Here is a 22,038-nt window from a genome sequence, read left to right as displayed (position 1 = left end):
TGTACATCACGATCCATAAGACACCTCCTGCTATGCAGGGCGCATCTCAGACAGTCGGCAGCTTCAAACAATGAGGGCGATGGCGCGGCGCTTACTGTCTATCAGCGATTTACTGGGCTATATTTGGAAAGCCCTTTCCTCCAAGTGCATTGGGACTTCATTCTGGGCCAGTGGCTTAGTATGAATTTGGAAAGCCCTTTGGTCGAAGCGGGCGCGATCTGAGTGTTATCTTCGCAATTCGTGCCAACCTGATCGACTCCGCCAAATTAAATTGAAGGCACGCCCGATTGAGCAGCTCGCGTTCCAAGCTCATAATGGTATTCAGACCTGATACTGTCGCAGAATACGGTCATAGTCATCTTCGATGTCGAGAAGCGACGTCAACTCTTCTTCCAGGCGCTTAAATACAGGCACATAGCGAATGCCGTCATCGCGCTCACGAATAATCCGTGCCAACACTCGCTTGCTCCGCTCCAATTTTTCGATCCTCGCATCCATCGGCCAACCTCATATTTTCGGGCTGTGAGGGAGGTTGGGTCGTTCGGATCATGCAAAAATTTGCGTTTGGTTCATATCGAGACGCGTCGCAATCGACGCCAGCTACGTACCTCGCTGCGGGGCAAGTTGTGGGGCAAAATCCAGATGATAGGAGCGAAAAACTGCGAAAAACAAGAGAATACGGGATTTTTTGCTTGATTTTGGTGCCCAGGAGAGGACTCGAACCTCCACGGCCTTGCGGCCACTGGCACCTGAAGCCAGCGCGTCTACCATTCCGCCACCTGGGCAGGTGTCGTGAGCGGTCGTTTACTGGGGGCGCACAGCACTGTCAACGGGGGTCGGAAGGAAAAAGAGCGGTATGCAGCATCTTGTTTGACTCTTGTGGTATCGCTAAGCAGGGAACAAGCATGCATGGAGAAAATCGATGTCCAAACGCGTCACTATTTACGGCGGATCCGGTTTCGTCGGTCGTTATATCGCCCGCCGTATGGCTAAGGAAGGTTGGCGCGTGCGTGTTGCCGTGCGGCGTCCGAACGAGGCGATGTTTGTTCGTCCGTATGGCGTTGTCGGTCAGGTGGAGCCGGTGCTCTGCAATATTCGTGACGATGCTTCTGTCGCTCAGGCCATGGCGGGCGCGGATGCGGTGGTCAATTGCGTCGGCATCCTTTCGGGGAACGGCAAGAACAGCTTTGACGCGGTGCAGGCCGATGGCGCGGCACGCGTGGCCCGGTTGGCTGCCGAAGCTGGTGTCGGCCAGCTTGTGCACATTTCGGCCATTGGTGCCGATCCGGAGTCGGACAGTGACTATGCCCGCACCAAGGGAGAGGGAGAGGCCGCCGTTCTGGGAGCCTTCCCCAACGCGGTGATCCTGCGACCGTCGATCATTTTCGGCCCCGAAGACGGTTTTTTCAACCGCTTTGCGGCGATGTCACGGATGGGCCCGATCCTTCCGGTAGTGGGGGCGGAAACGCGGTTCCAGCCGGTCTATGTGGATGATGTCGCCAAGGCCGCTGTCATGGGAATCAAAGGGGAAGCCGCGCCCGGTGTCTATGAACTGGGCGGCCCGGATGTCGGAACGTTCCGCGATCTGATGGAGAAGATGTTGGAGGTGATTCAGCGCCGCAAGCTGGTGCTGAACATACCCTTCCCGGTGGCGCGGCTGATGGGGTTCGGATTCGACCTGCTTGAAACAATGACGCTGGGTCTTGTGTCCAACGGCGTGATCACCCGTGATCAGGTGCGCAATTTGCGCCACGACAACGTCGTGTCAGAGGGGACGAAGAGCTTCGGCGAACTGGGGATTTCGCCGACATCGTTTGAATCTGTTTTGCCAGAGTATCTGTGGCCCTACCGCCCGTCGGGCCAGTATGCTGCGATCAAGAATTCGGCCAAGAATCTGCGCGCACGCTGAACCGCGCGTTGCGGCGCGATTGCTGCGGGGGGCCGTTCAGATCCCGGGTGAAAGCGCTGCGGCTGTGCTGCGGACCATTTCTATACGCTGACGGTTCGGCGGATGTGTCCCAAGGAACCTGTTGCCGGGGTCGGGGAGCCGCGTGAAAAATGCGGCACCGCGTACCGCGTTGAACCCGGCGCGCATGGTGATGATCGTACCCAGCCTGTCGGCCTCAAGCTCGAAATCTTTGGAAAACGTCCGCGCCCCGACCGCAGCGCCATATTCTTCGGCGGTACGTACGCTTTCCCCATTCGCGCCGCTCATTGCGGCAATGCCCGAAAAGATCACCGCACCGACGGCGGCGTTCATTTGTACGCGCTCCAGATGACCCATGATGTGATGCGCGGTTTCATGCCCCATGACAAAGGCCAATTCGTCTGCGTTTTCTACCGATTCGATAAGCGCGGTGTTGAAGACTACGATGGGGCGACCATTCGGCGATGTGGTCTGAAAGGCATTCGGCAGTTGGTCGGGGCGGGAATCCACCTCAATCTGGAAATTACAGTTTATCCGGGGTGCGATGCGGCGGCATTCTCTTTCCGCCACTGGTTCGACGGTTTGGACCACCTGCACAAAGGTGCGCGCGGTGTCCACCGCCCGCCGACGCGACTCTGCAGAGGCAGGGGTTTCCGTTCGGTCCGGTTGCTGCTGGGGGAAGGGCTGAATAGTTGGGGAGACCCCACAGGCCGTGAGGGAAATAAGGATAAAGGGGATCAACCGGCGCATTTTGGCTCCATACTATGTCCTGACAGCGTAAAGCCGGGCAGGTCAGGGGGCCAGTCACATTTTACTCAGCTGCCGGCGACCGGTAGGTCAGGCGAGTTTGGCGGATATCGAACCGGTTTCTGGCATGTTTCATGATCACATTCCGGAGCCTTTTCCTTTTGCCATGCATCGAGGTCCGGAAAGGCTGGGCAAGGTGGTTCGGCGCGGCTAAAGTCGGGGTATGTTCAGCATAGAGCACGATTTTGACGCCACCGTGGTGACCCTTGTGGACGAGGGGGACGCGCCCTTGCAAGAGGACGTGATCGTCAACTCGTTTGAGGAATGCATCACAGTCGAGCAATACGACCCCCGAACCGATAGCGTGCAAAAAGTCACCATGTCCATTTCCCAAATGCACGATCTCGCGGCGGCACTATCGCTGCCTGAAGGGGTCTATTCCCGCAAGCCCTGAGGCGTTCCGCCTAAGAGCTCAGTCGATTCGGAAGACCTTGTTGCGGGATGTTGCGCCCTGAATCAGGCTGAGGCGGGTCTTGGCTATTCCCAGGGCCTTTGCGAGAAGTTTTTGCACCGCGTCATTCGCAGCGCCATCGGCCGGAACTGCGGTGACGTAGATGCGCAGGGTGCCATCATCCTCGATCACGCGATTGGCCGATGCTTTGGGCGTTACCCGTAGGGACAATGTGCTGCCCGGCGTTGCCAGATGGGTTAGGTCGCCTTTCCTCATGTCTCCGGCTATCACGGCCAGCTTGGCTTCTGCATCCCCCAAAGCGCGATTTGCAGTTGAACCTGAGCCGGATCGCCATGACATACAGAGCAAAGCCAAGGAGACTGCCATGCCTACCCCCAATCCCGCCGCGCTTGAATTCCTGCTTACCCGGCGGTCGTGCCCGGCAAAGACCCTGACACTGCCCGCACCCGACAGGGCCGCGCTGAAGCCGATTCTGACCGCCGCAACCCGTACGCCGGATCATGGCAAGCTGGAGCCTTGGCGACTCATCGTTCTGGAACGCGGGGCGCTGGATCGTCTTTCTGCCCTTGCGGTCAGCCACGGCAACGCCGTCGGGATGGATCCCGAGCAGATTGAAAAAGGCCGCAAGCAATTCGCCGACTCGCATCTTTGCGTGGCAGTGATCGAGGTTCGACGCGATTCGCCCAAGGTCCCCCTGATCGAGCAGACCTATTCCGCCGGTGCGGTCTGTCTGGCATTGCTGAACGCCGCGCTGGCCGCCGGATGGGGGGCGAACTGGCTGTCGGGCTGGGTTGGGCACGACCGTGGTTTTGTCCGCGCGGCGCTGGGATTGTCCGAAAACGAACGCGTTGCGGGTTACATCCACATTGGTACCGAAACCTCTGCGCCGCCCGATCGACCGCGTCCTGCACTGGACGCCATCGCCACCTGGGTCACCGAATGATCCTTACGGCGTTTTTCACAGCCATCGGACAAATCGACGATCCCCGCTTTCGCCAAGTGCTGTTGCGGGGAATCGCCCTGACCGTGGCGCTGTTGTTCGGCGCTTATGCGGGGGTCGTGGGGCTGATCCACTGGCTGGTGGGCGAAGATGCGACCCTGCCGTTTCTGGGTCAGGTGACCTGGCTCAATGACCTGCTTAGCTGGGGGTCGGTCGTCCTGATGTTGTTTCTGTCGGTCTTCCTGATGGTGCCAGTCGCCTCTGCCATAACCTCGATGTTTCTGGAAAACGTCGCAGAGGCGGTCGAGGATCGGCATTATCCCCACCTGCCGCCTGTCGCGCGGGTGCCGTTCTGGGATTCGGCTCTGGACACGGTCAATTTTCTGGGCGTGCTGATCGGCGCAAACCTGTTGGCCGTCGCGCTCTATTTGATCTTTGCCCCAGCGGCGCTGTTGATTTTCTGGGCGCTGAACGGATTTCTGCTGGGGCGGGAGTATTTTACCTTGGTCGCCATGCGGCGGATCGGGCGCGAGGGTGCCAAACAGATGCGGCGCAAACACATGATGACGATTTGGGCGGCGGGCGTTCTGATGGCGATGCCGCTATCCATCCCGCTGATGAACCTTTTGGTCCCGATTCTGGGCGCTGCGACCTTTACCCATCTGTTCCATCAATTGTGGAAGCAGGCCCCATCCGATTGAATATGTCGAGATCGCGGATGGTGATCATGCCCGACAGGATGATCCCCGCGATGATGGCCCACAAGACCGCAGTAATGCCTGTGGTGATCCACGCCTTTTTCTTAAGGTTGTGAACCTCGGGGGATCCGGCGTGTGTGCCGGGAACGACTTTCCCCACATCGCCCTGTGTCTGCAGGCGAATCGGAATGACCACCAGAAAGGTCAGGAACCACAGGACAGCGAACAGGACGATGGCAGATATGATCGACATGAGAGAGAGTCCTTTAACCATTTAGATCGGATTTAGCGCAGTCTCAGACCTGTTCCAACTCAACCAGACACCCATTGAAATCCTTGGGGTGCAGGAACAGAACCGGTTTGCCGTGTGCGCCGATTTTCGGTTCTCCGCTGCCCAGAACCCGCGCACCGCTTGACACAAGATGATCGCGGGCCGCCATGATATCGTCGACCTCGTAGCAGATGTGATGGATTCCGCCAGAAGGGTTTTTCTCAAGGAAGCCATTGATGGGGCTGTCTTCTCCCAGCGGATAGAGCAGTTCGATCTTGGTGTTGGGCAGCTCGATAAAGATCACAGTGACCCCGTGATCAGGTTCATCCTGGGGCGCACCGACCTTCGCGCCAAGCGCATTGCGATACTGGTCAGCGGCCGCCGTCAGATCGGGTACGGCGATGGCAACATGGTTCAGGCGACCGATCATGGATGAAACTCCCTTTGGACGATGATCCTGAGGCTTATGGCCCGGGGGGGGCTTGGGCCGCAAGATGCGCGGCCCCATTAACGGGCCGTTAGCTATGCTGCGCGATGGTCAACGGGTAACTTTATGGAGGCCGACATGGATGATTTGGAGCAATTTGACCGGATGTGTATACCGACGGCCTCGCGGCCGCTGTTGGGTCTGACCCTTCTGGTTGTAGAGGATAGCCGGTATGCCTGCGATGCCATCCGCCTGATGTGCCTGCGCAGCGGCGCACGTATCCGGCGGGCGGATTGTTTGCAGTCTGCGCGCCGCCATCTTCAGGTCTATCGTCCTTCCGTGATCATCATCGATATGGGGCTTCCCGATGGGTCCGGGGCTGACCTGATCGCGGAACTGTCGGTGGCTGTTCCGCGCGTGGCAATGATCATCGCAACCAGTGGTGACGGCTTTGCAGAGTCGGTGGCCATAGCGGCGGGGGCTGACGATTTTGTGGAAAAGCCGATGGCCAATCTGACTGTCTTCCAAAACATGATCCTGAACCATATGCCACAGGATAGGCGGCCCAAGGGGGTGCGTCAGGTGCAAGCTGAATTGGTCCACCCTGACCCCATCGCCTTTCGTGATGACATGGCTCATGCGGCCGACATTTTGAGCGGCGATGTTGATGGCGAATCGCTAGAATACGTTGGGCGGTTCCTGTCCGGCGTAGCGCGGATCGCAGGCGACGCAACGCTTAGTGTTGCGGCCCAGGAGCTAGTGCGTTCGCGCGGGGATGGTAGCTCTGTCGGGGCAAGTCTTGCGCGGGTGACCGGGCTGGTGCACGATCGGCTTGCGGACCGCATGGCGATCTGACGCTGACGTACTCTCCGGCGCTGTGGCAGTGCGTAATGAAAGATTTTTTCGTTGCGTAGTGTCTCAGAAGGAAAAAGGCGGGACCTCTTTGGCCCCGCCTTTTCAATTTTTAATACTTCGGCAAAACGCCCGTGCCTTAGTCCTGCGGGATTGATCGCAGGCGCAGCTCCATCAGCTGGTCCGGGGTCGGCTCGCTGGGTGCGCCCATCATCACATCCTCGGCACGCTGGTTCATCGGGAACATGATGACCTCGCGGATGTTCGCCTCATCCGCCAGCAGCATCACGATCCGGTCGATACCTGCCGCACAGCCACCGTGGGGCGGCGCGCCAAAGCGGAAGGCGTTGACCATGCCGCCGAACCGCTTGCGCACTTCTTCTTCGCCATAGCCGGCAATCTCAAACGCCTTGAACATGATCTCGGGGCGGTGATTCCGGATCGCGCCGCTGACCAGTTCGTATCCGTTGCAGGCAAGGTCATACTGGAAGCCAAGCACCTCGAGCGGATCACCCAGCAGCGCCTCCATCCCGCCCTGCGGCATGGAGAAGGGGTTGTGTTCAAAGTCGATCTTGCCGGATTCCGCGTCCTTTTCGTAGATCGGGAAATCGACGATCCAGGCAAAGGCAAAGCGGTCCTTGTCGGTCAGACCCAGTTCTTCGCCAATGGCTGTGCGCGCACGTCCGGCAACCGATTCAAACTGCTTGGGCTTGCCACCCAAGAAGAACGCCGCATCGCCGACACCCAGACCCAACTGCTGGCGGATCGCCTCGGTCCGCTCGTGGCCAATATTTTTGGCCAGCGGGCCGGCGGCCTCTACAGGACGAACGGCTGTCAGATTAGCCTCCTGCTCTAGCCGATCAAGTTCAACCGCCTTTGCATCCGCTTCGGAGGATATCTTCGCAACTAGGCTTTCATCTTTTTTCTTCTCGGCTTTGATCTTTGCGGTTAGTAGGTCGCCAAGTTCGCCGCGCAGCACATCACCTTTGTCGCGCCAGAAGATATAGCCCATGCCGGGCAGACCTTCCTTTTGCGCAAAGGCGTTCATGCGGTCGCAGAACTTGCGTGAACCACCGCCCGGCGCGGGGATGGCGCGGATTTGCGTTCCGTCCTGCTCCAGCAGCTTGGCGAAAATCGCGAAGCCTGAGCCTGCAAAATGATCACTGACAATCTGCATCTTGATCGGGTTGCGCAGGTCGGGCTTGTCAGTGCCGTACCAGAGGGCGGCATCCTTGTAGGAAATCTGCTCCCACGTCTGGTCGACCTTGCGACCATTGCCGAACTCTTCGAACACGCCGCCAATGACCGGCTGGATCGTATCAAACACATCCTGCTGGGTGACAAAGGACATTTCGAGGTCAAGCTGGTAGAAATCCGTGGGCGAGCGGTCGGCGCGCGGGTCTTCGTCGCGGAAACAGGGCGCGATCTGGAAATACTTGTCGAAGCCGCTGACCATGATCAGCTGCTTGAACTGCTGCGGTGCCTGCGGAAGCGCATAGAATTTGCCCGGGTGCAGACGCGACGGAACAAGAAAGTCGCGCGCGCCTTCGGGGGACGATGCGGTGATGATCGGCGTCTGGTATTCGCGGAAACCCCGATCCCACATCCGGCGGCGCATTGAGGCAACAACGTCCGAGCGCAGCGTCATGTTCTTTTGCATCACTTCGCGGCGCAGATCGAGGTAGCGATAGCGCAGGCGCGTTTCCTCGGGGTATTCCTGATCGCCAAACACGATCAGCGGCAATTCGTCTGCGGCCCCAAGGGTTTCGATGTCACGCACAAAGACTTCGATTTCGCCGGTGGGCAGCTTGGGGTTCACCAGCGACGCGTCGCGCGCCTTGACCACGCCGTCGATGCGGATGCACCATTCAGAGCGGACTTTTTCGACCTGGGCAAAGACCGGGCTGTCGGGGTCGCACAGCACCTGGGTGATGCCGTAATGGTCGCGCAGGTCGATGAACAGGATGCCACCATGGTCACGGACCCGATGCACCCAACCAGAAAGGCGGACGGTGTCGCCAACATTGGCAGCCGAAAGATCGGCGCAGGTATGGGTGCGATAGGCATGCATGTGCACTATTCCTCTTAGAAAACCGGTTTAGGGCGGTACATCCTGTGACGGGCCGAAAGTCAAGCCGCTCGCGCTGTCCTTTCCCCCTGTCGGGCGCTGTACAGACCCGAACAAAGGTGTGTCTGGATCGTACGTTCCATGGCGCAATGGGGTTGCGCGCAATCCCGCGACGTCTATAACCCACGACAATTTGCACCTCGGCGCCAAGTCAGCGGGGTGTGTCCCCCTGCCGTTCAGACGAGGTCCGCCATGCCCAAACGTACCGATATCAAATCCATCATGATCATCGGAGCTGGCCCAATCGTGATCGGGCAGGCTTGCGAGTTCGACTACTCCGGTGCCCAGGCCTGCAAGGCGCTGCGCGAGGAAGGTTACCGCGTCATCCTGGTGAACTCGAACCCCGCGACGATCATGACCGACCCCGGCCTGGCCGATGCCACCTATATCGAGCCGATCACGCCCGAAGTGGTCGCCAAGATCATCGAAAAGGAACGGCCAGACGCGTTGCTGCCCACAATGGGCGGGCAGACTGGCCTGAACACATCTCTCGCGCTCGAAGAGATGGGTGTGCTGGCCAAATACGGGGTCGAGATGATCGGCGCCAAGCGCGCGGCGATTGAGATGGCCGAAGATCGCAAGCTGTTCCGTGAGGCGATGGACCGCATTGGCCTTGAAAACCCCAAGGCGACCATCGTGACCGCCCCGAAGCTGCCCAACGGCAAGGCGGACCTGAAGGAAGGCGTACGGCTCGCGCTGGAAACGCTGGAATATGTCGGCCTGCCTGCAATCATCCGCCCGGCCTATACGCTGGGCGGCACCGGTGGCGGCGTGGCGTATAACCGCGAAGATTATGAATATTATTGCCGCACGGGTATGGATGCCTCACCGGTGAACCAGATCCTTGTCGATGAATCCCTGCTCGGCTGGAAAGAGTTCGAGATGGAGGTCGTGCGCGACAAGGCCGACAACGCGATCATCGTCTGCGCCATCGAAAACGTCGATCCGATGGGCGTTCACACCGGGGATTCGATCACCGTTGCCCCGGCGCTGACTCTGACGGACAAAGAATACCAGATCATGCGCAACGGCAGCATCGCCGTCCTGCGCGAGATCGGGGTCGAGACCGGTGGATCGAACGTCCAGTGGGCGGTGAACCCCGCCGATGGCCGCATGGTGGTGATCGAGATGAACCCCCGCGTGTCCCGGTCGTCCGCTCTGGCGTCGAAGGCGACGGGTTTCCCCATCGCCAAGATCGCAGCCAAACTGGCCGTCGGCTACACGCTCGACGAGTTGGACAACGACATCACCAAGGTAACTCCGGCGAGCTTTGAGCCGACCATCGACTATGTTGTGACCAAGATCCCGCGCTTTGCCTTTGAGAAATTCCCGGGCTCCGAACCGCACCTTACCACCGCGATGAAATCGGTGGGCGAGGCGATGGCGGTCGGCCGTACCTTCCACGAATCCTTCCAGAAGGCGCTTGCCTCGATGGAAACCGGGCTGACCGGGTTTGACGATATCGAAATCCCTGGCGCGCCGGAGAAGTCGGCCGTGATCAAGGCGTTGTCGAAACAGACTCCGGACCGGATCCGTGTCATTGCGCAGGCCATGCGCCATGGCCTGTCTGACGACGACATCCACGGCGTTACGATGTTCGACCCCTGGTTCCTTGCCCGTATCCGCGAGATCATCGAGGTTGAGGCGGAAGTGATCGCAAACGGCCTGCCGCAGGACGAAGACGGGCTGCGCATGCTCAAGATCATGGGCTTCACAGATGCCCGCCTCGCCATCCTAACCGGGTTCAGCGAAAAAGACGTCCGCCAGAAGCGTATCGGTATGGGCATCACGGCTGTCTTCAAACGTATCGACACCTGCGCCGCCGAATTCGAAGCGCAGACGCCGTACATGTATTCGACCTACGAAATGCCCATGATGGGCGAGGTGGAATGCGAAGCGCGCCCGTCGGATCGCAAAAAGGTGGTCATCCTTGGTGGTGGTCCGAACCGGATCGGGCAGGGGATCGAGTTCGACTACTGCTGCTGCCACGCCTGCTTTGCGCTGACAGACGCGGGCTATGAAACCATCATGATCAACTGCAACCCCGAAACAGTGTCGACCGACTACGACACCTCGGACCGTCTCTATTTCGAACCGCTGACCTTTGAACATGTGATGGAAATCCTGCGGGTCGAGCAGGAAAATGGCACGCTGCATGGCGTGATCGTGCAGTTCGGCGGTCAGACGCCGCTCAAGCTCGCCGATATGCTAGAGGCCGAAGGCATCCCGATCCTCGGCACCTCGCCGGACATGATCGACCTTGCCGAGGACCGCGAGCGGTTCCAGGCGCTTGTCAATCAGCTTGGCCTGAAGCAGCCCCATAACGGCATTGCGTCGACCGACGCTCAGGCGATGGCGATTGCCGACAGCATTGGCTACCCGCTGGTGATCCGCCCCTCCTACGTTCTTGGCGGCCGCGCGATGGAGATCGTCCGCGATACCGCGCAGCTTGAACGTTACATCAAAGACGCGGTCATCGTCTCGGGGGACAGCCCTGTCCTGCTCGACAGCTATCTCTCTGGTGCCGTGGAACTGGATGTGGATGCCCTGTGTGACGGCAAGGATGTCCATGTCGCGGGCATCATGCAGCATATCGAAGAGGCTGGTGTGCATTCCGGCGACTCCGCCTGCTCGCTACCGCCCTATTCGCTTGATCCGGCCATCATCGAAGAGATCGTGGTCCAGACAAAGGCGCTGGCCCTTGGCCTCAACGTCGTTGGCCTTATGAACGTCCAGTTCGCCGTCAAGGACGGAGAGATTTTCCTGATCGAGGTCAACCCGCGCGCCTCACGTACCGTTCCCTTTGTGGCCAAGGCGACGGACTCTGCCATCGCGTCCATCGCTGCGCGCATCATGGCAGGTGAACCTCTTTCCAACTTCCCTCTGCGTCCGGCATACCCGGCGGACACGGATTATGACTCGGTCCTGCCCTTGGCCGATCCGATGACGCTGGCCGATCCGAACATGCCTTGGTTCTCGGTCAAAGAGGCGGTCCTGCCCTTCGCCCGCTTCCCCGGTGTCGATACGATCCTCGGCCCGGAAATGCGTTCGACCGGTGAAGTCATGGGTTGGGACCGTTCGTTCCCGCGCGCCTTCCTCAAGGCGCAGATGGGTGCCGGAACGATGCTTCCCGAAGGCGGCACTGTCTTTCTGTCGATCCGCGATGACGACAAGACGCCCCAGATGGCCGAATGCGCGCAAATCCTATCCGATCTCGGTTTCCGCATCGTCGCGACCTCGGGCACGGCAAAGTTCGTCAAGGAACAGGGGATTGCCTGCGAGTTGATCAAGAAGGTCTATGAGGGCCGTCCCAACGTGGTGGACCTGATGAAGGATGCAGGCATCGATCTGGTGCTGAACACGACCGAAGGCGCCGCCGCAGTGGAAGATTCCCGCGAAATCCGCTCGGTCGCGCTTTATGACAAGATCCCGTACTTCACGACCGCGGCCGGAGCTCATGCCGCAGCTCTGGCGATGAAGTCCCGGACCGAAGGCGAACTGGTCGTAAAGCCCCTTCAGGGCTGAGAGGCGCTCTGCCTTCGTCCCGTACGAGGTGCGGGACGAAGGCAGAGCAATTGCATGCTTTAGCTGCGCAGGCCGGACAGAACCTCTGCCCACACGGCTTCGGCGCCGGCCACCACGCCGTTCACCTGCGGGTGCGGATTGTTAAACCGCAGATCGGCGCCGGTCTTGTCGCTGACGCGGGCGCCGGCCTCGGTCAGGATCAGGGCACCGGCGGCGATGTCCCATTCCCAGCTGGGCCGAAGGGTAAACATGGCATCATAAGCGCCTTCGGCCACAAGGCTGAGGCGATAGGCGAGCGACGGGCGGTGGCTGCGCCGGAAATCAGGAACATCGCCGTGCCAGTGGTGCGGGTCCAGGTTCGGCTTGGTGGTCAGGATATGCGCATCGCTGAGCGTGGTGGGAGCCGCGACGGTGATGGGTTTGCCGTTGAGGCTGGAGCCACGCCCGAGGTCAGCGGAATAGAGTTTATCCCTCAGCGGCAGATAGACGACGGCGGCGGTGATCTGGCCGTTGCGCGCGATGGCAAGGGAATGTGCCCAGGTGTCTTCGCCCGCGATGAAAGAACGGGTGCCGTCGATCGGGTCGATGATGAAGGTATGTTCGTTGTCGAGGCGGGCAGCGTCGTCCGGAGATTCCTCGGACAGCCAGCCGTAGTGAGGCCGCGCGGATCGGAGCATATCCGACAGCACTGCGTTCACCGCGAGGTCGGCGGCGGTGACGGGACTGTCGTCTGGTTTTTGCGTCACGTTCAGGTTGCCGCCGATATAGCGTGTGGCGGTTTCGGCGGCGGCGCGGGCGGCGTCGGTGAGAAGGGTCAGATCATTCGCCGGCAAGGGTGAGTCCCTGAACCAGAAGTGATGGCACGACGCGCGACAACCAGGTGCGGGCGTCATTGGCCGGCTGGATCGTCTTTAGCAGATCGCGCAGATTGCCGGCGATGGTGACGCCGGAAACCGGATAGGCGATTTCGCCATTTTCAACCCAGAAACCCGCTGCACCGCGGGAATAGTCGCCGGTATTGGGGTTGATGGTCGATCCGATCATCGAAGTGACAAGCAGGCCGGTGCCCATGTCACGGATCAGGTCGTCACGAGTATGCGCCCCCTGAGTGAGCGCGATGTTCCAGTTGGACGGGGTGATACCGCCCGAGGCGGCGCGCGCGCCGTTCCCGGTTGGCTCCAGCCCGAGCTTGCGGCTGGCGGCTAGGTCGAGGGTCCAACCCTGCAAGACGCCGTCTTCGACGATGTTGCGCCGACGCGTGGGCAGCCCTTCGCCGTCAAAGGGACGCGATGCCATGGCGCGCGGGCGGTGGGGATCTTCAGTCAGGTTCAGGCCCGATGGCAGGACCTGTTCACCCATGGCAGAGCGCAGCCAGGACGCGCCCCGCGCCACGGCCGCACCGTTGATCGCCGACAGAAAGTGACCGATCAGGGATGACGACACGCGTTCGTCAAACAGCACCGGATAGGCTCCGGTCTTGGGCTTGCTCGGGTTCATGCGTTCGAGCGTGCGGTTGGCAGCTGAGGTGCCGATGTCTTCGGGCGTGCGCAGATCGGCCTGAAAAATGCGGGAATCGCCGTCGTAATCCCGCTCCATTCCCATGCCCGCGCCCGCGATCGCCACGCAGGAGGTCGAGCGTGAGGTGATGCTGTATCCGCCGGTGAAACCGTTGGTGGCGGCCAGGTGGATGTTGCGCGCGCCATATCCGGCCGAGGCGGAGTCGATCTGCGTGATCCCTTCCACAGATCGCGCGGCGGCTTCGGCGCGGCGGGCGCCTTCCTCAAGCTCGGCAGGAGAGGGTTCGGGCGTCGCGTCATAGAGTTCGAGTGCGGTGAGGTCCCAGTCGCGGGCAAGCTGGGAGGGATCGGCAAGGCCGATATAAGGGTCTTCGGGTGCTTCGCGCGCCATGGCGACGCAGCGGGCGGCCATCGTTTCCATCGCGGCGGGGCGCAGGTCAGAGGTGGAGACCGATGCGGAACGCTGCCCGATAAGAACTCGCAGGCCGATGTCGGTGCCCTCAGAGCGTTCGGCATGTTCCAGTTTTCCGCCGCGCACGTCGATGGACAGGGCGGTCCCGTCTATGGCCACGGCATCTGCCGCATCGGCCCCAGCCGCGCGTGCGGCAGAGAGAAGGGCCTGGGTCAGGGCGGGCAAGTCGTGGGGCATTGGGGGCCTCGGGGGTCTGTTTGCGGGTTTATCTGACCTAGGGCCAGAGGGCCTCTGGCGCAAGGGTGGGCTGGTATTGAGATGCAGATCTGGAATCTGTGCCGAGCCCCTCTCAGGCCACGCAGGAGTACCGGGCAAAAATTGCCCGCTTAGCGGCCTGGCGCTTTGGCTACGTCACTGCGTTCGGAATGTTGAATGAGTTTGGCGGCATAAAGCGTTTGGTTCAGTCGCTGCCCAGCTTGGCTGGCGCTAAAGGCATCGACAAGCCCCGCCGGAACAACCCGGCGGAGCGATCGAAGAGTCAAGAACCGCAGATGTAGCCCAACTGGACGTGGCCCCGGTCGATGCCTTCGACCACGACTGAGCAGTTGCTGTCGCCGCCCACGGACACGCTTTCGCCCTTGGCGACGGATTGCGTAACCAGACCGTTCACCGCGATACGCGCCGCGCTGCCGTCTTCCGACACGCCAGAGATGAATACCCGCGTCGCGCCGTCATCAAACATGGCAGCTTCGCCCGGGCCAAAGCCGGTTGCGGCCGGCACGTCGGACCCGCAGGCACCAGAGATGTCGGCATGGCCCCGGTCAACCGAGTTGAGCATCAGGAGACAGTCGCCGACCGTCATGCTTTCGCCCGCGCTCAGATTGGTGAGATTGCCATTGACCGAAATCCGGGCCGTACCGTCACCGACCCTCGATACGAAGGCGCGCACGGCACCATCGCCGAAGACTGCGGTATTGCCGGCCGTGAGGCCCTGTGGCGGTGAGGCATTGTCGGCAGGCGCTGCCGCGGGAGCAGCCGCCGCGGTTGCCGCAGCGGTCGGCACGGCGGTGGCGGCAGGCGCGGGCATGGCGGCACTGCTGATCTTGCTTCCCAGATCGGATATCTTGCCCGCTATATCACTCTGAGCCTTCGCAAGGCCGTCACCGATTTCGCCCGACAAAGCGTCAAGACGCGCGCCAAGCGCATCAAGTCCCGTGGTGTCGGCAGCTGCGGTGGCTGCCGAGGCAACGTTAGCCTCTACCGAATCTAGCCGTGCAGTGAGAGCGGTAATCTGGTCGCCAAGGCTGCTTACGCCGCCGCTGAGCGCTTCTCCGGTGGCGCTGAATGAAGTCTCGACCTTCGCGCCAATGTCATCAAGATTGGGCCCGCTGAAGGTTCCGAGGACATAGCCCACGATGAGTGCGCCCAGACCTGTTGCAATGAGTTTCTGTTCCAAATTCGCTTCTCCCTGAAGATTGTTATTGATTGGCCGTTGCCCGGCCTTCGATGCTCAGGAAAACACATCGGGGACGTGTCGGACAACAGAATCGTTCCCGAACGTCAATTTATTCGCCGTCTTCGACGACTCCGACGATAGGGCCCATCCAGCGCCCAATATCCGCGCGCCCCAACTGTGGCGCATAGAGTCGCGAGATGTTGCCATCAAGGAAAAGTGCCTGCGGCACCTGCAGCGCGTCGCGAAAGAATCGCCCGAATTCATGAAAGGTCACGGCATTTTCCGAGATCACGAAATAGGCAGTCCTGCCATCATCCGAGGTGCCCACGCCGTTGCGGATATAGCGCGAGGTGCTGTCGACCAGAAAGCGCGGATGCAGTTGACCGTCGATCACCAGCATCGGGCCCGACTGGGTGGCGAAGGTGCAATCGGGCTTCTTCTCGACATAGCGCAGGGTTTCATAGACATCTGCGCGGTGCTTGCGGATGCACAGAACCCCATTGGGCAGCAGGCCGAAATTGCCCGGTCCGGGATTGCTGATCACGCGCATGCGTTCGGTGCCATTTTCGATATAATGGCCGACCGGCGCCCGGTCGTCGTGGTACATGCCGGCGTTCATGGCAAAGGACAGGTGCTGTCCCTTGGCGCGCAGCATGGTGTTCACCTGACCGAACTGTCCAAAGGGTACATCGTTGGTATCGTTCAGGAAAAGCCGTAGGTCTTCTTGCGCCATGTCGACGGCGCAGACCGTATAACCGTTGCCGTCATGCGCCTGCGCCGTACAAGTCACGGCCTGGGCGGGATGCGTGTTCAGGGCCAGAACCAAAGCGCCGAGCAGCAGAAAGAGCCAGCGCCACATGACCGTTCAGTCGTCCAGATCGCGACGCACGTCTTCCTGCTCAAACAGGCGGCGGGTGTCGTCCATCCGGTCAAATGTCTCGTCCAGTCGGAAACGCAGGTCGGGTGCAAATTTCAGGGTGAGGCTTTTGGATACGACGCGGCGCAGTTCGCCTTTGTTGCGGGCCAGCAGACCGACGACCTCTTCCTTGCCCTGCCCGAACAGTGGCAGCACATAGATCGTAGCGACCTTGAGGTCGTTGGACATGCGTACCTCGCCCACGGTGATGGACATGCGGTTGAGATCAGGGTCGTGGATATCGCCCCTGTTCAGCACGTCCGACAGGGTGCGACGGATGAGTTCCCCGACGCGCAGCTGTCGCTGGCCGGGTCCTGCGGAATCTGAGGGTCTGTTCTTTGCCATGACTTCCATCTAAGGCCTCTGCCCGGCTTTGCCAAGCGGGGCACGGCGGGTTATGCAGATGCAAATCGGGAATGTGCGGAGGCGGCGCGATGAGTGCTCAGACAGAGGGCGAACTGCCCGGCGTGGTGGTGACAGGGGTATCAGGCCGGATGGGCCAGATGTTGGTGCGCGAGATTGTGGCGCAGGGCAAGCTGCGGTTGGTCGCCGGGGTCGAGCGCGAAGGGCACGACTGGGTCGGTCGCGATCTGGGCGAGGCGATGGGCGGTGCCCCTTTGGGCGTACCGGTTACCGATGACGCTTTGGAGGCCTTTTCAAAGGCGCAGGCGGTCATCGACTTTACCGTACCGGCGGCGACGGTGGCCTTTGCGGAACTGGCGGCGCAGGCACGGGCTGTGCATGTGATCGGTACCACTGGGCTGTCCGAGGGTGATTTGGCGCATATCAAGGCTGCGGCGCGCCATGCGGTCGTGGTGCGTGCGGGAAACATGAGTCTTGGGGTCAACCTTCTGACGCTGCTGACGAAAAAGGTCGCAGCGGCGTTGGACGAGGACTGGGACATCGAAATCATCGAGGCACACCACAATCAGAAGATCGACGCGCCGTCAGGCACGGCGCTGATGCTGGGCGAGGCTGCAGCCGAGGGGCGCGGCGTGCGCCTTGCGGATGTGTCGGACCGGGGACGCGACGGAATCACCGGCGCGCGCAAGCGGGGCGACATCGGATTTGCCGCGCTGCGCGGCGGGGACATCGTGGGTGAACATGACGTGATGTTCGCGGGCCCCGGAGAGCGGATCATCCTGCGCCATGTGGCCAGCGATCGCGCATTGTTCGCGCGGGGCGCGCTGCGGGCGGCGCTCTGGGGGCAGGACAAGGCACCCGGCGAGTATGACATGCTGGACGTTCTGGGGCTGGGCGAGGACTGAGAAGCCTCAACGTCACACTATTCAAGCAGAGTGTGACACCATGGGCCGACTTTCGTTTGCGGTGAGCTGTCAGCTCCTCACTCTCACCGGAATATTCATGGGCAGATGAAACGCAGATAAGCTGCGGTCAGAGCTTCTGGTGACTCCGGGCCGCGGTTGTGGCGGCGTGTTCGGCAATGCCTTCGCTGGTGCCATTGGTGAAGCAGGCGACAGTGATCGGGTCCGGCTGGTCGGGGAAGTGGTAGACTGCGTTGACGCAGAACGGGCCGCCGCCGGAATGGCCGATGGCGCGACCGGTTGCCCCCACCTTTCCAGACATCAGGCCAAGGCCATAGCCGCACTGCGTCCAGGGACGTCCGGGCAGGGCGCCTCCTAGGGGGAGGGCTTCTGTCATCGCATCAAGCGAGGCCGGACTGAGCAAGGCACCGGTCATCAGGGCGTGCAGCAGGCAGGCCGCGTCGCGGGCGGTGCCTGTGAGACAACTGTGATAAACCCATCCCGGATCATAGGCGGCGGCCGCAGGCCAGTGGAGTTTTGCGAAGTCGTCGCGGGTTTGTGCCAGTATTACACTGCGCAAGTTCAGGGGCCGAAAAATCAGTTCTGTGACGAGGTCGGCGAGGGGCTTGCCGGAGGCGACTTCGATCATTTCGCGCGCAAACATGTAGCCGATGTTGGAATAGGACCAGCCCTGACCGGGGGCGAACAGCGTGCCGAGGCTCAGGGCACGGTCGAGCATGTCTGCGCGGGACCAGGGTGTTTCACCCGCAGTCACGGCGCTGTGATAATCGGGTAATTGCCCGTAGTCGGGCAGGCCTGCGGTATGGCCCAGCAGATGTTTCAGGGTGTAGGGCGCGCCGTCGGGGCGTGACTCGAGACTGACCGCGCCAACTTCCGTCAATAGCAGGGCGCAGGTGGCAATGACGGTCTTGGTAAAGCTCCAGTACGGAAACAGCGCCGAAGGGTCGCCCGTGACACCGCTTCGGCCCGATGCGGTGATCCAGGCGGTGTCGAGCGGGCTGGCGTCCGTCGGCAGGGTCAAAAGTCTACCGCCAGCCCCTTTTTCTCCCAGTCGCCATAACGGACGGGTTCTGGGCCATCCCGCCCGCCGAGTTCCGTCGGGGCGGGGTTGGCATCGGCCTCTGCCTCGGCCAGCGCGCGGCGTTCCGCTGCTTCGGCCAGTGCGCGGCGGGCGGCGGGCGGCAGGTCCTGAGGGATGTCTTGGGCGACGTTTTGGGGTGTGTCTTCGCGGGTCATGCAACTGGTTTCCTTGCGTCTCTCCCCCTGATATACGCCGCTTTGGACCCTGGGCAAGATGCCCTGTCCCGTCCCCCCGGAGTTTGCCTATGTCCACACGCCCACTGTCCGCCCGTCATGCCGCCGTCGATCTGCTGGATCAGATCCTGGGTCAGGAGCGGCTGATGTCCGAACTGATGGGCGGCAACGCCTGGGCGGCGATGACGCCTGGCGACCGGGCAGCGGCGCAGCGTCTGGCAAACGATGTGCTACGCGGGATGGAGCGCGCGGACCGGGTATTGAAACCTTTCCTGAAGAAGGCGCCGCCACTGCGGGTGATGAACGTGCTGCGGCTGGCGACGGTGGAACTGTGCTCTGGCGGGGCCGCGCACGGGGTGGTGAACGAGGCGGTGAATATCGTCGCGCGCGGCGGGCGTACGGCGGGAATGAAGGGTCTGGTCAACGCGGTGTTGCGTAAGGTCGTGGCGCGCGGCCCGGCCGAGTGGGACAAGCTGCGGGTGCCGCGCATGCCCGGATGGCTGCGCGATCCGCTGGTCGAGGCCTGGGGCCGGGACGCGGTGATGGCAATGGAGGCCGTGCAGTTCGCCGGTGCGCCGCTGGACCTGACCGCAAAGGGCGATGCGGCGGCAGTGGCCGATGCGGTGGGCGGCGTGCTCCTGCCGACCGGGTCGGTACGGGTTGCTGACGCCGGGCAGGTGAGCCTTATGCCGGGTTTTGAGGCGGGTGACTGGTGGGTGCAGGATGCGGCAGCAGCGCTCCCTGTGCGGATGCTAGGGGATGTCGCGGGCCTGACGGTACTGGACATGTGCGCGGCCCCCGGCGGCAAGACGCTGCAGCTGGCCGCAGCCGGTGCAAAGGTTACGGCGCTTGATCTGTCCGAGGCGCGGATGGCACGGCTGGCCGAAAACCTGGCGCGCACAGGGCTGGAGGCCGAACTGCTGGTTGGCGATGCCATGGAGATTGACGGATCTTATGATGCGATCCTGCTGGATGCGCCCTGTTCGGCGACAGGCACGATCCGTCGTCACCCCGACCTGCCACATGCGAAATCTGGCGATGGGATCGATGAACTGATTACCCTCCAGGGGCAGATGTTGGAACACGCCCTGTCGCTGCTGAAGCCCGGCGGGCGGCTGGTGTTCTGTACCTGTTCACTGCTTCCGGATGAGGGCGAGTGCCAGATCGAGGCGGCGCTGGAGCGCGGCGGGGTCGCGGTGCTGCCGGTCGATCTGCCCGGTATTTCGCAGAATTGGGTGAGCCTTGAGGGCGGCCTGCGGCTGCGGCCCGACTACTGGGCCGAGATCGGCGGGATGGATGGATTTTATATGGCGGCATTGCGCAAGACCGCCTGAGGCGGCGCGCACAAGGCGTTCCGCGATCTTGCGCCGTTGTGCTAGCCGGTCTGTGCGTCGCGGGACCCGGCCGAATCTGCAGACGTCGCCGTCCAGCCTTGGCTGTTGGCATTGGCGATCTTGAACACGCCTACTGCGGAGCGCAGGCTTGCCGCTTCCTGTGTGAGGGATTGGCTGGCGGTCAGAGTCTCCTGGAACAGCGCAGAATTCGCTTGGGTATCCGCATCCAGATCTGAGACAGAGGTGTTGATCTCAGCAATGCCGAGTGACTGTTCCTGTGCGGATGTCGCGATACCGGAAATGCGAGTCGCAATTTCGGAGACAGAGGTGAGGATGGCATTCAGCGCTTCCGACGTGCGGCCGACCAGCTGCACGCCGTTATTGACCTGCTCAGAGCTGTCGTTGATCAGCCCGGTGATCTCGGCTGCGGCCGAGGCAGACATGTGGGCAAGTTCCCGTACTTCCGCAGCCACCACGGCAAAGCCGCGCCCCGAAGCACCGGCGCGAGCAGCTTCGATCCCGGCATTCAAGGCGAGAATGTTGGTCTGGAAGGCGATGCCGTCGATCACGCCGACGATGCGGGAAATCTTGACCGAGGATTCCTCGATCTCCTGCATCGACTTGATCACAGATTGCACAATCTGACCGCTTAGCTGCGCATTGGTGCTCGATTCCTTCACGATCACTTCGACCTCTGAGGCGCTTTTTGCCGAGAGCGTGACCGATGCCGTGATTTCCTCCACCGCGGCGGCGGTTTCTTCCAGCGTGGCTGCATTGCGTTCAGAGCGGAGAGCGACGTTTTCGGCTGACTTGCCAATGGATTCGCCCTGCATCTGGATGCGGTCCGAAGCGCCGCTGATAGTGCCGATCACGTTAGACAGGGAGTCCACAGTTTCGTTGAAATCCTGACGCAGCATGTCGTACTCGGCAGGAAAGGCGGTATCGATTCGCACATCAAGATTGCCGGCTGACAGGGCGGTGAGGCTTTTGGCGAGCGTCTCTACGACTAGCTTCTGGGCCTTGGCATCCGTCTCACGCTCTGCCTTGCTGGCCGCGGCCTGTTGTTCTAGCGCCGCAGTCCGTTGGAGATCCTGCTGGAACACCTGCACGGAGCGGGCCATATCACCGACTTCGTCGCGTTTCTTAGCATATGGCACCGGGCTCTGCACATCCCCGTCTGAGAGTTTCTGCATGCGCTGGTTCAGGCGGTTGATTGGGCTGGTCACGCCATGGGCTATGAGCCAGCTCACAATCCCGAGCACGAGAAGCCCGCCACCAAGGTTCCAGAGCGCCATTTCACGGATCTGTGCAGCCTGCGCTTCTAGGTCTTCTACATAGGTCCCGGTTCCGACGACCCATCCCCATGGTGCAAAATCGCGGGCAAAGCTCATTTTCGGGACAAGCTCTGCATCCGCATCGCCGCTGCGGGCCGTACTGTAGAACACGATTCCACCACCCATTTTTCGGGCGATCTTCGTAAGTTCGACATATATTCGGACACCGTTCGGATCGGCATAAGTGGTACGATCCTTGCCGACCGTGTCAGGTGAACGGCCATGGGCCACCACGACATTGTCGTAATCCCAGGCAAAGATATAGTTGCCGTTGTCGTAGCGGGAATTGCCCAGAAGCCTCGCGCCCTCGGACTTGGCTGCTTCGAGCGTCAGGTTCCCTGCCTGAACCTCTGCGTCCAGCGCGGTGAGCTGGCTGGTCACGGCATCAACCACATCGCGAAGATGCATCTCGCGCATGACGTATATATTTTTGACGTTGAGGTCATACATTTTGTAGGCCGTGAAGCCGCTGACCAGGATCGCCACCAGAATAATGGTGTATACCCTAAAGGCGATCTTCACGCCGAATCGGTTTTTCATCT

The 22,038-nt window shown here is 61.2% G+C and carries 22 protein-coding genes and 1 tRNA gene; 8 read left to right on the top strand and 15 right to left on the bottom strand.

Features of this window, described 5'->3' with window-relative positions; genetic code table 11:
* Nucleotides 1–321: 321 nt before the first annotated feature.
* Together CHB75_RS21775 and CHB75_RS19045 are read right to left on the bottom strand one after the other, a co-directional pair.
* Nucleotides 322–498, bottom strand: a complete 177-nt coding sequence (locus tag CHB75_RS21775) for a hypothetical protein (protein WP_176439206.1) — start codon at nucleotides 496–498, stop codon at nucleotides 322–324.
* 201 nt (nucleotides 499–699) lie between these two features.
* Nucleotides 700–785: transfer RNA gene (locus CHB75_RS19045), tRNA-Leu, on the bottom strand.
* A 137-nt stretch (nucleotides 786–922) separates the two neighbouring features.
* On the opposite strand from CHB75_RS19045, the gene CHB75_RS19040 reads away from it, so the two are divergent.
* Nucleotides 923–1,909 carry a complex I NDUFA9 subunit family protein gene (locus CHB75_RS19040; protein WP_089273437.1) on the top strand — a complete coding sequence of 329 codons (987 nt, stop codon included), beginning with the start codon at nucleotides 923–925 and terminating at the stop codon, nucleotides 1,907–1,909.
* A gap of 36 nt (nucleotides 1,910–1,945) precedes the next feature.
* Here CHB75_RS19040 and CHB75_RS19035 read toward each other — a convergent pair whose 3' ends face one another.
* Nucleotides 1,946–2,677, bottom strand: a complete 732-nt coding sequence (locus CHB75_RS19035; protein ID WP_089273436.1) for a M48 family metallopeptidase — start codon at nucleotides 2,675–2,677, stop codon at nucleotides 1,946–1,948.
* Nucleotides 2,678–2,897: 220 nt separating this feature from the next.
* Here CHB75_RS19035 and CHB75_RS19030 point away from each other — a divergent pair, with 220 nt between their 5' ends.
* Entirely contained in the window at nucleotides 2,898–3,128 is a 231-nt protein-coding gene (locus CHB75_RS19030; RefSeq protein ID WP_089273435.1) for a hypothetical protein, read from the top strand.
* 18 nt (nucleotides 3,129–3,146) lie between these two features.
* On the opposite strand, the gene CHB75_RS19025 is transcribed toward CHB75_RS19030, so the two are convergent.
* Nucleotides 3,147–3,401, bottom strand: a complete 255-nt coding sequence (locus CHB75_RS19025) for a DUF167 domain-containing protein (protein ID WP_089273433.1) — start codon at nucleotides 3,399–3,401, stop codon at nucleotides 3,147–3,149.
* Nucleotides 3,402–3,510: 109 nt separating this feature from the next.
* Between CHB75_RS19025 and CHB75_RS19020 the strand changes: the two genes are divergently transcribed.
* Nucleotides 3,511–4,089, top strand: a complete 579-nt coding sequence (locus tag CHB75_RS19020; protein ID WP_089273431.1) for a nitroreductase family protein — start codon at nucleotides 3,511–3,513, stop codon at nucleotides 4,087–4,089.
* Nucleotides 4,086–4,787, top strand: a complete 702-nt coding sequence (locus tag CHB75_RS19015) for an EI24 domain-containing protein (protein ID WP_089273429.1) — start codon at nucleotides 4,086–4,088, stop codon at nucleotides 4,785–4,787. Before CHB75_RS19020 ends, CHB75_RS19015 begins: the two co-directional genes overlap by 4 nt.
* Here the strand turns inward: CHB75_RS19015 and CHB75_RS19010 are convergent.
* A complete protein-coding gene (locus CHB75_RS19010) occupies nucleotides 4,741–5,037 on the bottom strand; it encodes a DUF1467 family protein (protein ID WP_089273427.1) in 297 nt (98 codons plus the stop codon). The two genes, CHB75_RS19015 and CHB75_RS19010, sit on opposite strands and share 47 nt — an antisense overlap.
* Before the next feature lie 43 nt (nucleotides 5,038–5,080).
* Entirely contained in the window at nucleotides 5,081–5,485 is a 405-nt protein-coding gene (gene mce / locus CHB75_RS19005; RefSeq protein ID WP_089273425.1) for a methylmalonyl-CoA epimerase, read from the bottom strand.
* A gap of 135 nt (nucleotides 5,486–5,620) precedes the next feature.
* Here mce and CHB75_RS19000 point away from each other — a divergent pair, with 135 nt between their 5' ends.
* Nucleotides 5,621–6,337 carry a response regulator gene (locus CHB75_RS19000; protein ID WP_089273441.1) on the top strand — a complete coding sequence of 239 codons (717 nt, stop codon included), beginning with the start codon at nucleotides 5,621–5,623 and terminating at the stop codon, nucleotides 6,335–6,337.
* A 136-nt stretch (nucleotides 6,338–6,473) separates the two neighbouring features.
* Here CHB75_RS19000 and aspS read toward each other — a convergent pair whose 3' ends face one another.
* Nucleotides 6,474–8,405: an aspartate--tRNA ligase gene (aspS, locus tag CHB75_RS18995; RefSeq protein ID WP_089273423.1), complete on the bottom strand. Its 1,932-nt coding sequence runs from the start codon at nucleotides 8,403–8,405 to the stop codon at nucleotides 6,474–6,476.
* A 249-nt stretch (nucleotides 8,406–8,654) separates the two neighbouring features.
* On the opposite strand from aspS, the gene carB reads away from it, so the two are divergent.
* Nucleotides 8,655–11,987 carry a carbamoyl-phosphate synthase large subunit gene (carB, locus tag CHB75_RS18990; protein WP_089273421.1) on the top strand — a complete coding sequence of 1,111 codons (3,333 nt, stop codon included), beginning with the start codon at nucleotides 8,655–8,657 and terminating at the stop codon, nucleotides 11,985–11,987.
* Nucleotides 11,988–12,046: 59 nt separating this feature from the next.
* Here carB and CHB75_RS18985 read toward each other — a convergent pair whose 3' ends face one another.
* The 5 genes from CHB75_RS18985 to rbfA form a co-directional block, all read right to left on the bottom strand.
* Nucleotides 12,047–12,820, bottom strand: a complete 774-nt coding sequence (locus CHB75_RS18985) for an inositol monophosphatase family protein (protein WP_089273419.1) — start codon at nucleotides 12,818–12,820, stop codon at nucleotides 12,047–12,049.
* On the bottom strand, nucleotides 12,807–14,153 hold the full coding sequence (locus CHB75_RS18980) for a TldD/PmbA family protein (protein ID WP_089273417.1): 1,347 nt from the start codon (nucleotides 14,151–14,153) through the stop codon (nucleotides 12,807–12,809). The genes CHB75_RS18985 and CHB75_RS18980 overlap by 14 nt, the downstream gene beginning before the upstream one ends.
* A 301-nt stretch (nucleotides 14,154–14,454) precedes the next feature.
* Nucleotides 14,455–15,372, bottom strand: coding sequence for a hypothetical protein (locus CHB75_RS18975; RefSeq protein ID WP_089273415.1), 918 nt, complete (start codon nucleotides 15,370–15,372; stop codon nucleotides 14,455–14,457).
* Nucleotides 15,373–15,481: 109 nt separating this feature from the next.
* The gene (locus CHB75_RS18970) at nucleotides 15,482–16,231 is read right to left on the bottom strand and encodes a phosphodiester glycosidase family protein (protein ID WP_089273413.1); all 750 of its coding nucleotides are present in this window, start codon (nucleotides 16,229–16,231) and stop codon (nucleotides 15,482–15,484) included.
* A gap of 6 nt (nucleotides 16,232–16,237) precedes the next feature.
* The gene (gene rbfA, locus CHB75_RS18965) at nucleotides 16,238–16,633 is read right to left on the bottom strand and encodes a 30S ribosome-binding factor RbfA (protein WP_089273439.1); all 396 of its coding nucleotides are present in this window, start codon (nucleotides 16,631–16,633) and stop codon (nucleotides 16,238–16,240) included.
* 89 nt (nucleotides 16,634–16,722) lie between these two features.
* On the opposite strand from rbfA, the gene dapB reads away from it, so the two are divergent.
* A complete protein-coding gene (gene dapB, locus CHB75_RS18960; RefSeq protein WP_089273411.1) occupies nucleotides 16,723–17,556 on the top strand; it encodes a 4-hydroxy-tetrahydrodipicolinate reductase in 834 nt (277 codons plus the stop codon).
* A gap of 127 nt (nucleotides 17,557–17,683) precedes the next feature.
* Here dapB and CHB75_RS18955 read toward each other — a convergent pair whose 3' ends face one another.
* Complete coding sequence (locus CHB75_RS18955; protein WP_245841070.1) at nucleotides 17,684–18,595, bottom strand: serine hydrolase domain-containing protein; 912 nt, start codon at nucleotides 18,593–18,595, stop codon at nucleotides 17,684–17,686.
* The gene (locus tag CHB75_RS18950; RefSeq protein ID WP_089273410.1) at nucleotides 18,592–18,810 is read right to left on the bottom strand and encodes a DUF1674 domain-containing protein; all 219 of its coding nucleotides are present in this window, start codon (nucleotides 18,808–18,810) and stop codon (nucleotides 18,592–18,594) included. The genes CHB75_RS18955 and CHB75_RS18950 overlap by 4 nt, the downstream gene beginning before the upstream one ends.
* An 89-nt stretch (nucleotides 18,811–18,899) precedes the next feature.
* On the opposite strand from CHB75_RS18950, the gene CHB75_RS18945 reads away from it, so the two are divergent.
* Nucleotides 18,900–20,162, top strand: coding sequence for an RsmB/NOP family class I SAM-dependent RNA methyltransferase (locus CHB75_RS18945; protein WP_089273408.1), 1,263 nt, complete (start codon nucleotides 18,900–18,902; stop codon nucleotides 20,160–20,162).
* Nucleotides 20,163–20,203: 41 nt separating this feature from the next.
* Here CHB75_RS18945 and CHB75_RS18940 read toward each other — a convergent pair whose 3' ends face one another.
* Nucleotides 20,204–22,036: a methyl-accepting chemotaxis protein gene (locus CHB75_RS18940; protein WP_089273406.1), complete on the bottom strand. Its 1,833-nt coding sequence runs from the start codon at nucleotides 22,034–22,036 to the stop codon at nucleotides 20,204–20,206.
* Nucleotides 22,037–22,038 lie beyond the last annotated feature (2 nt).

This window comes from Puniceibacterium sediminis (assembly GCF_900188035.1).
Lineage (GTDB): Bacteria > Pseudomonadota > Alphaproteobacteria > Rhodobacterales > Rhodobacteraceae > Puniceibacterium > Puniceibacterium sediminis.
The sequence above is the reverse complement of the archived record's forward strand: the minus strand, read 5'-3'. Positions and strand labels throughout refer to the sequence as shown.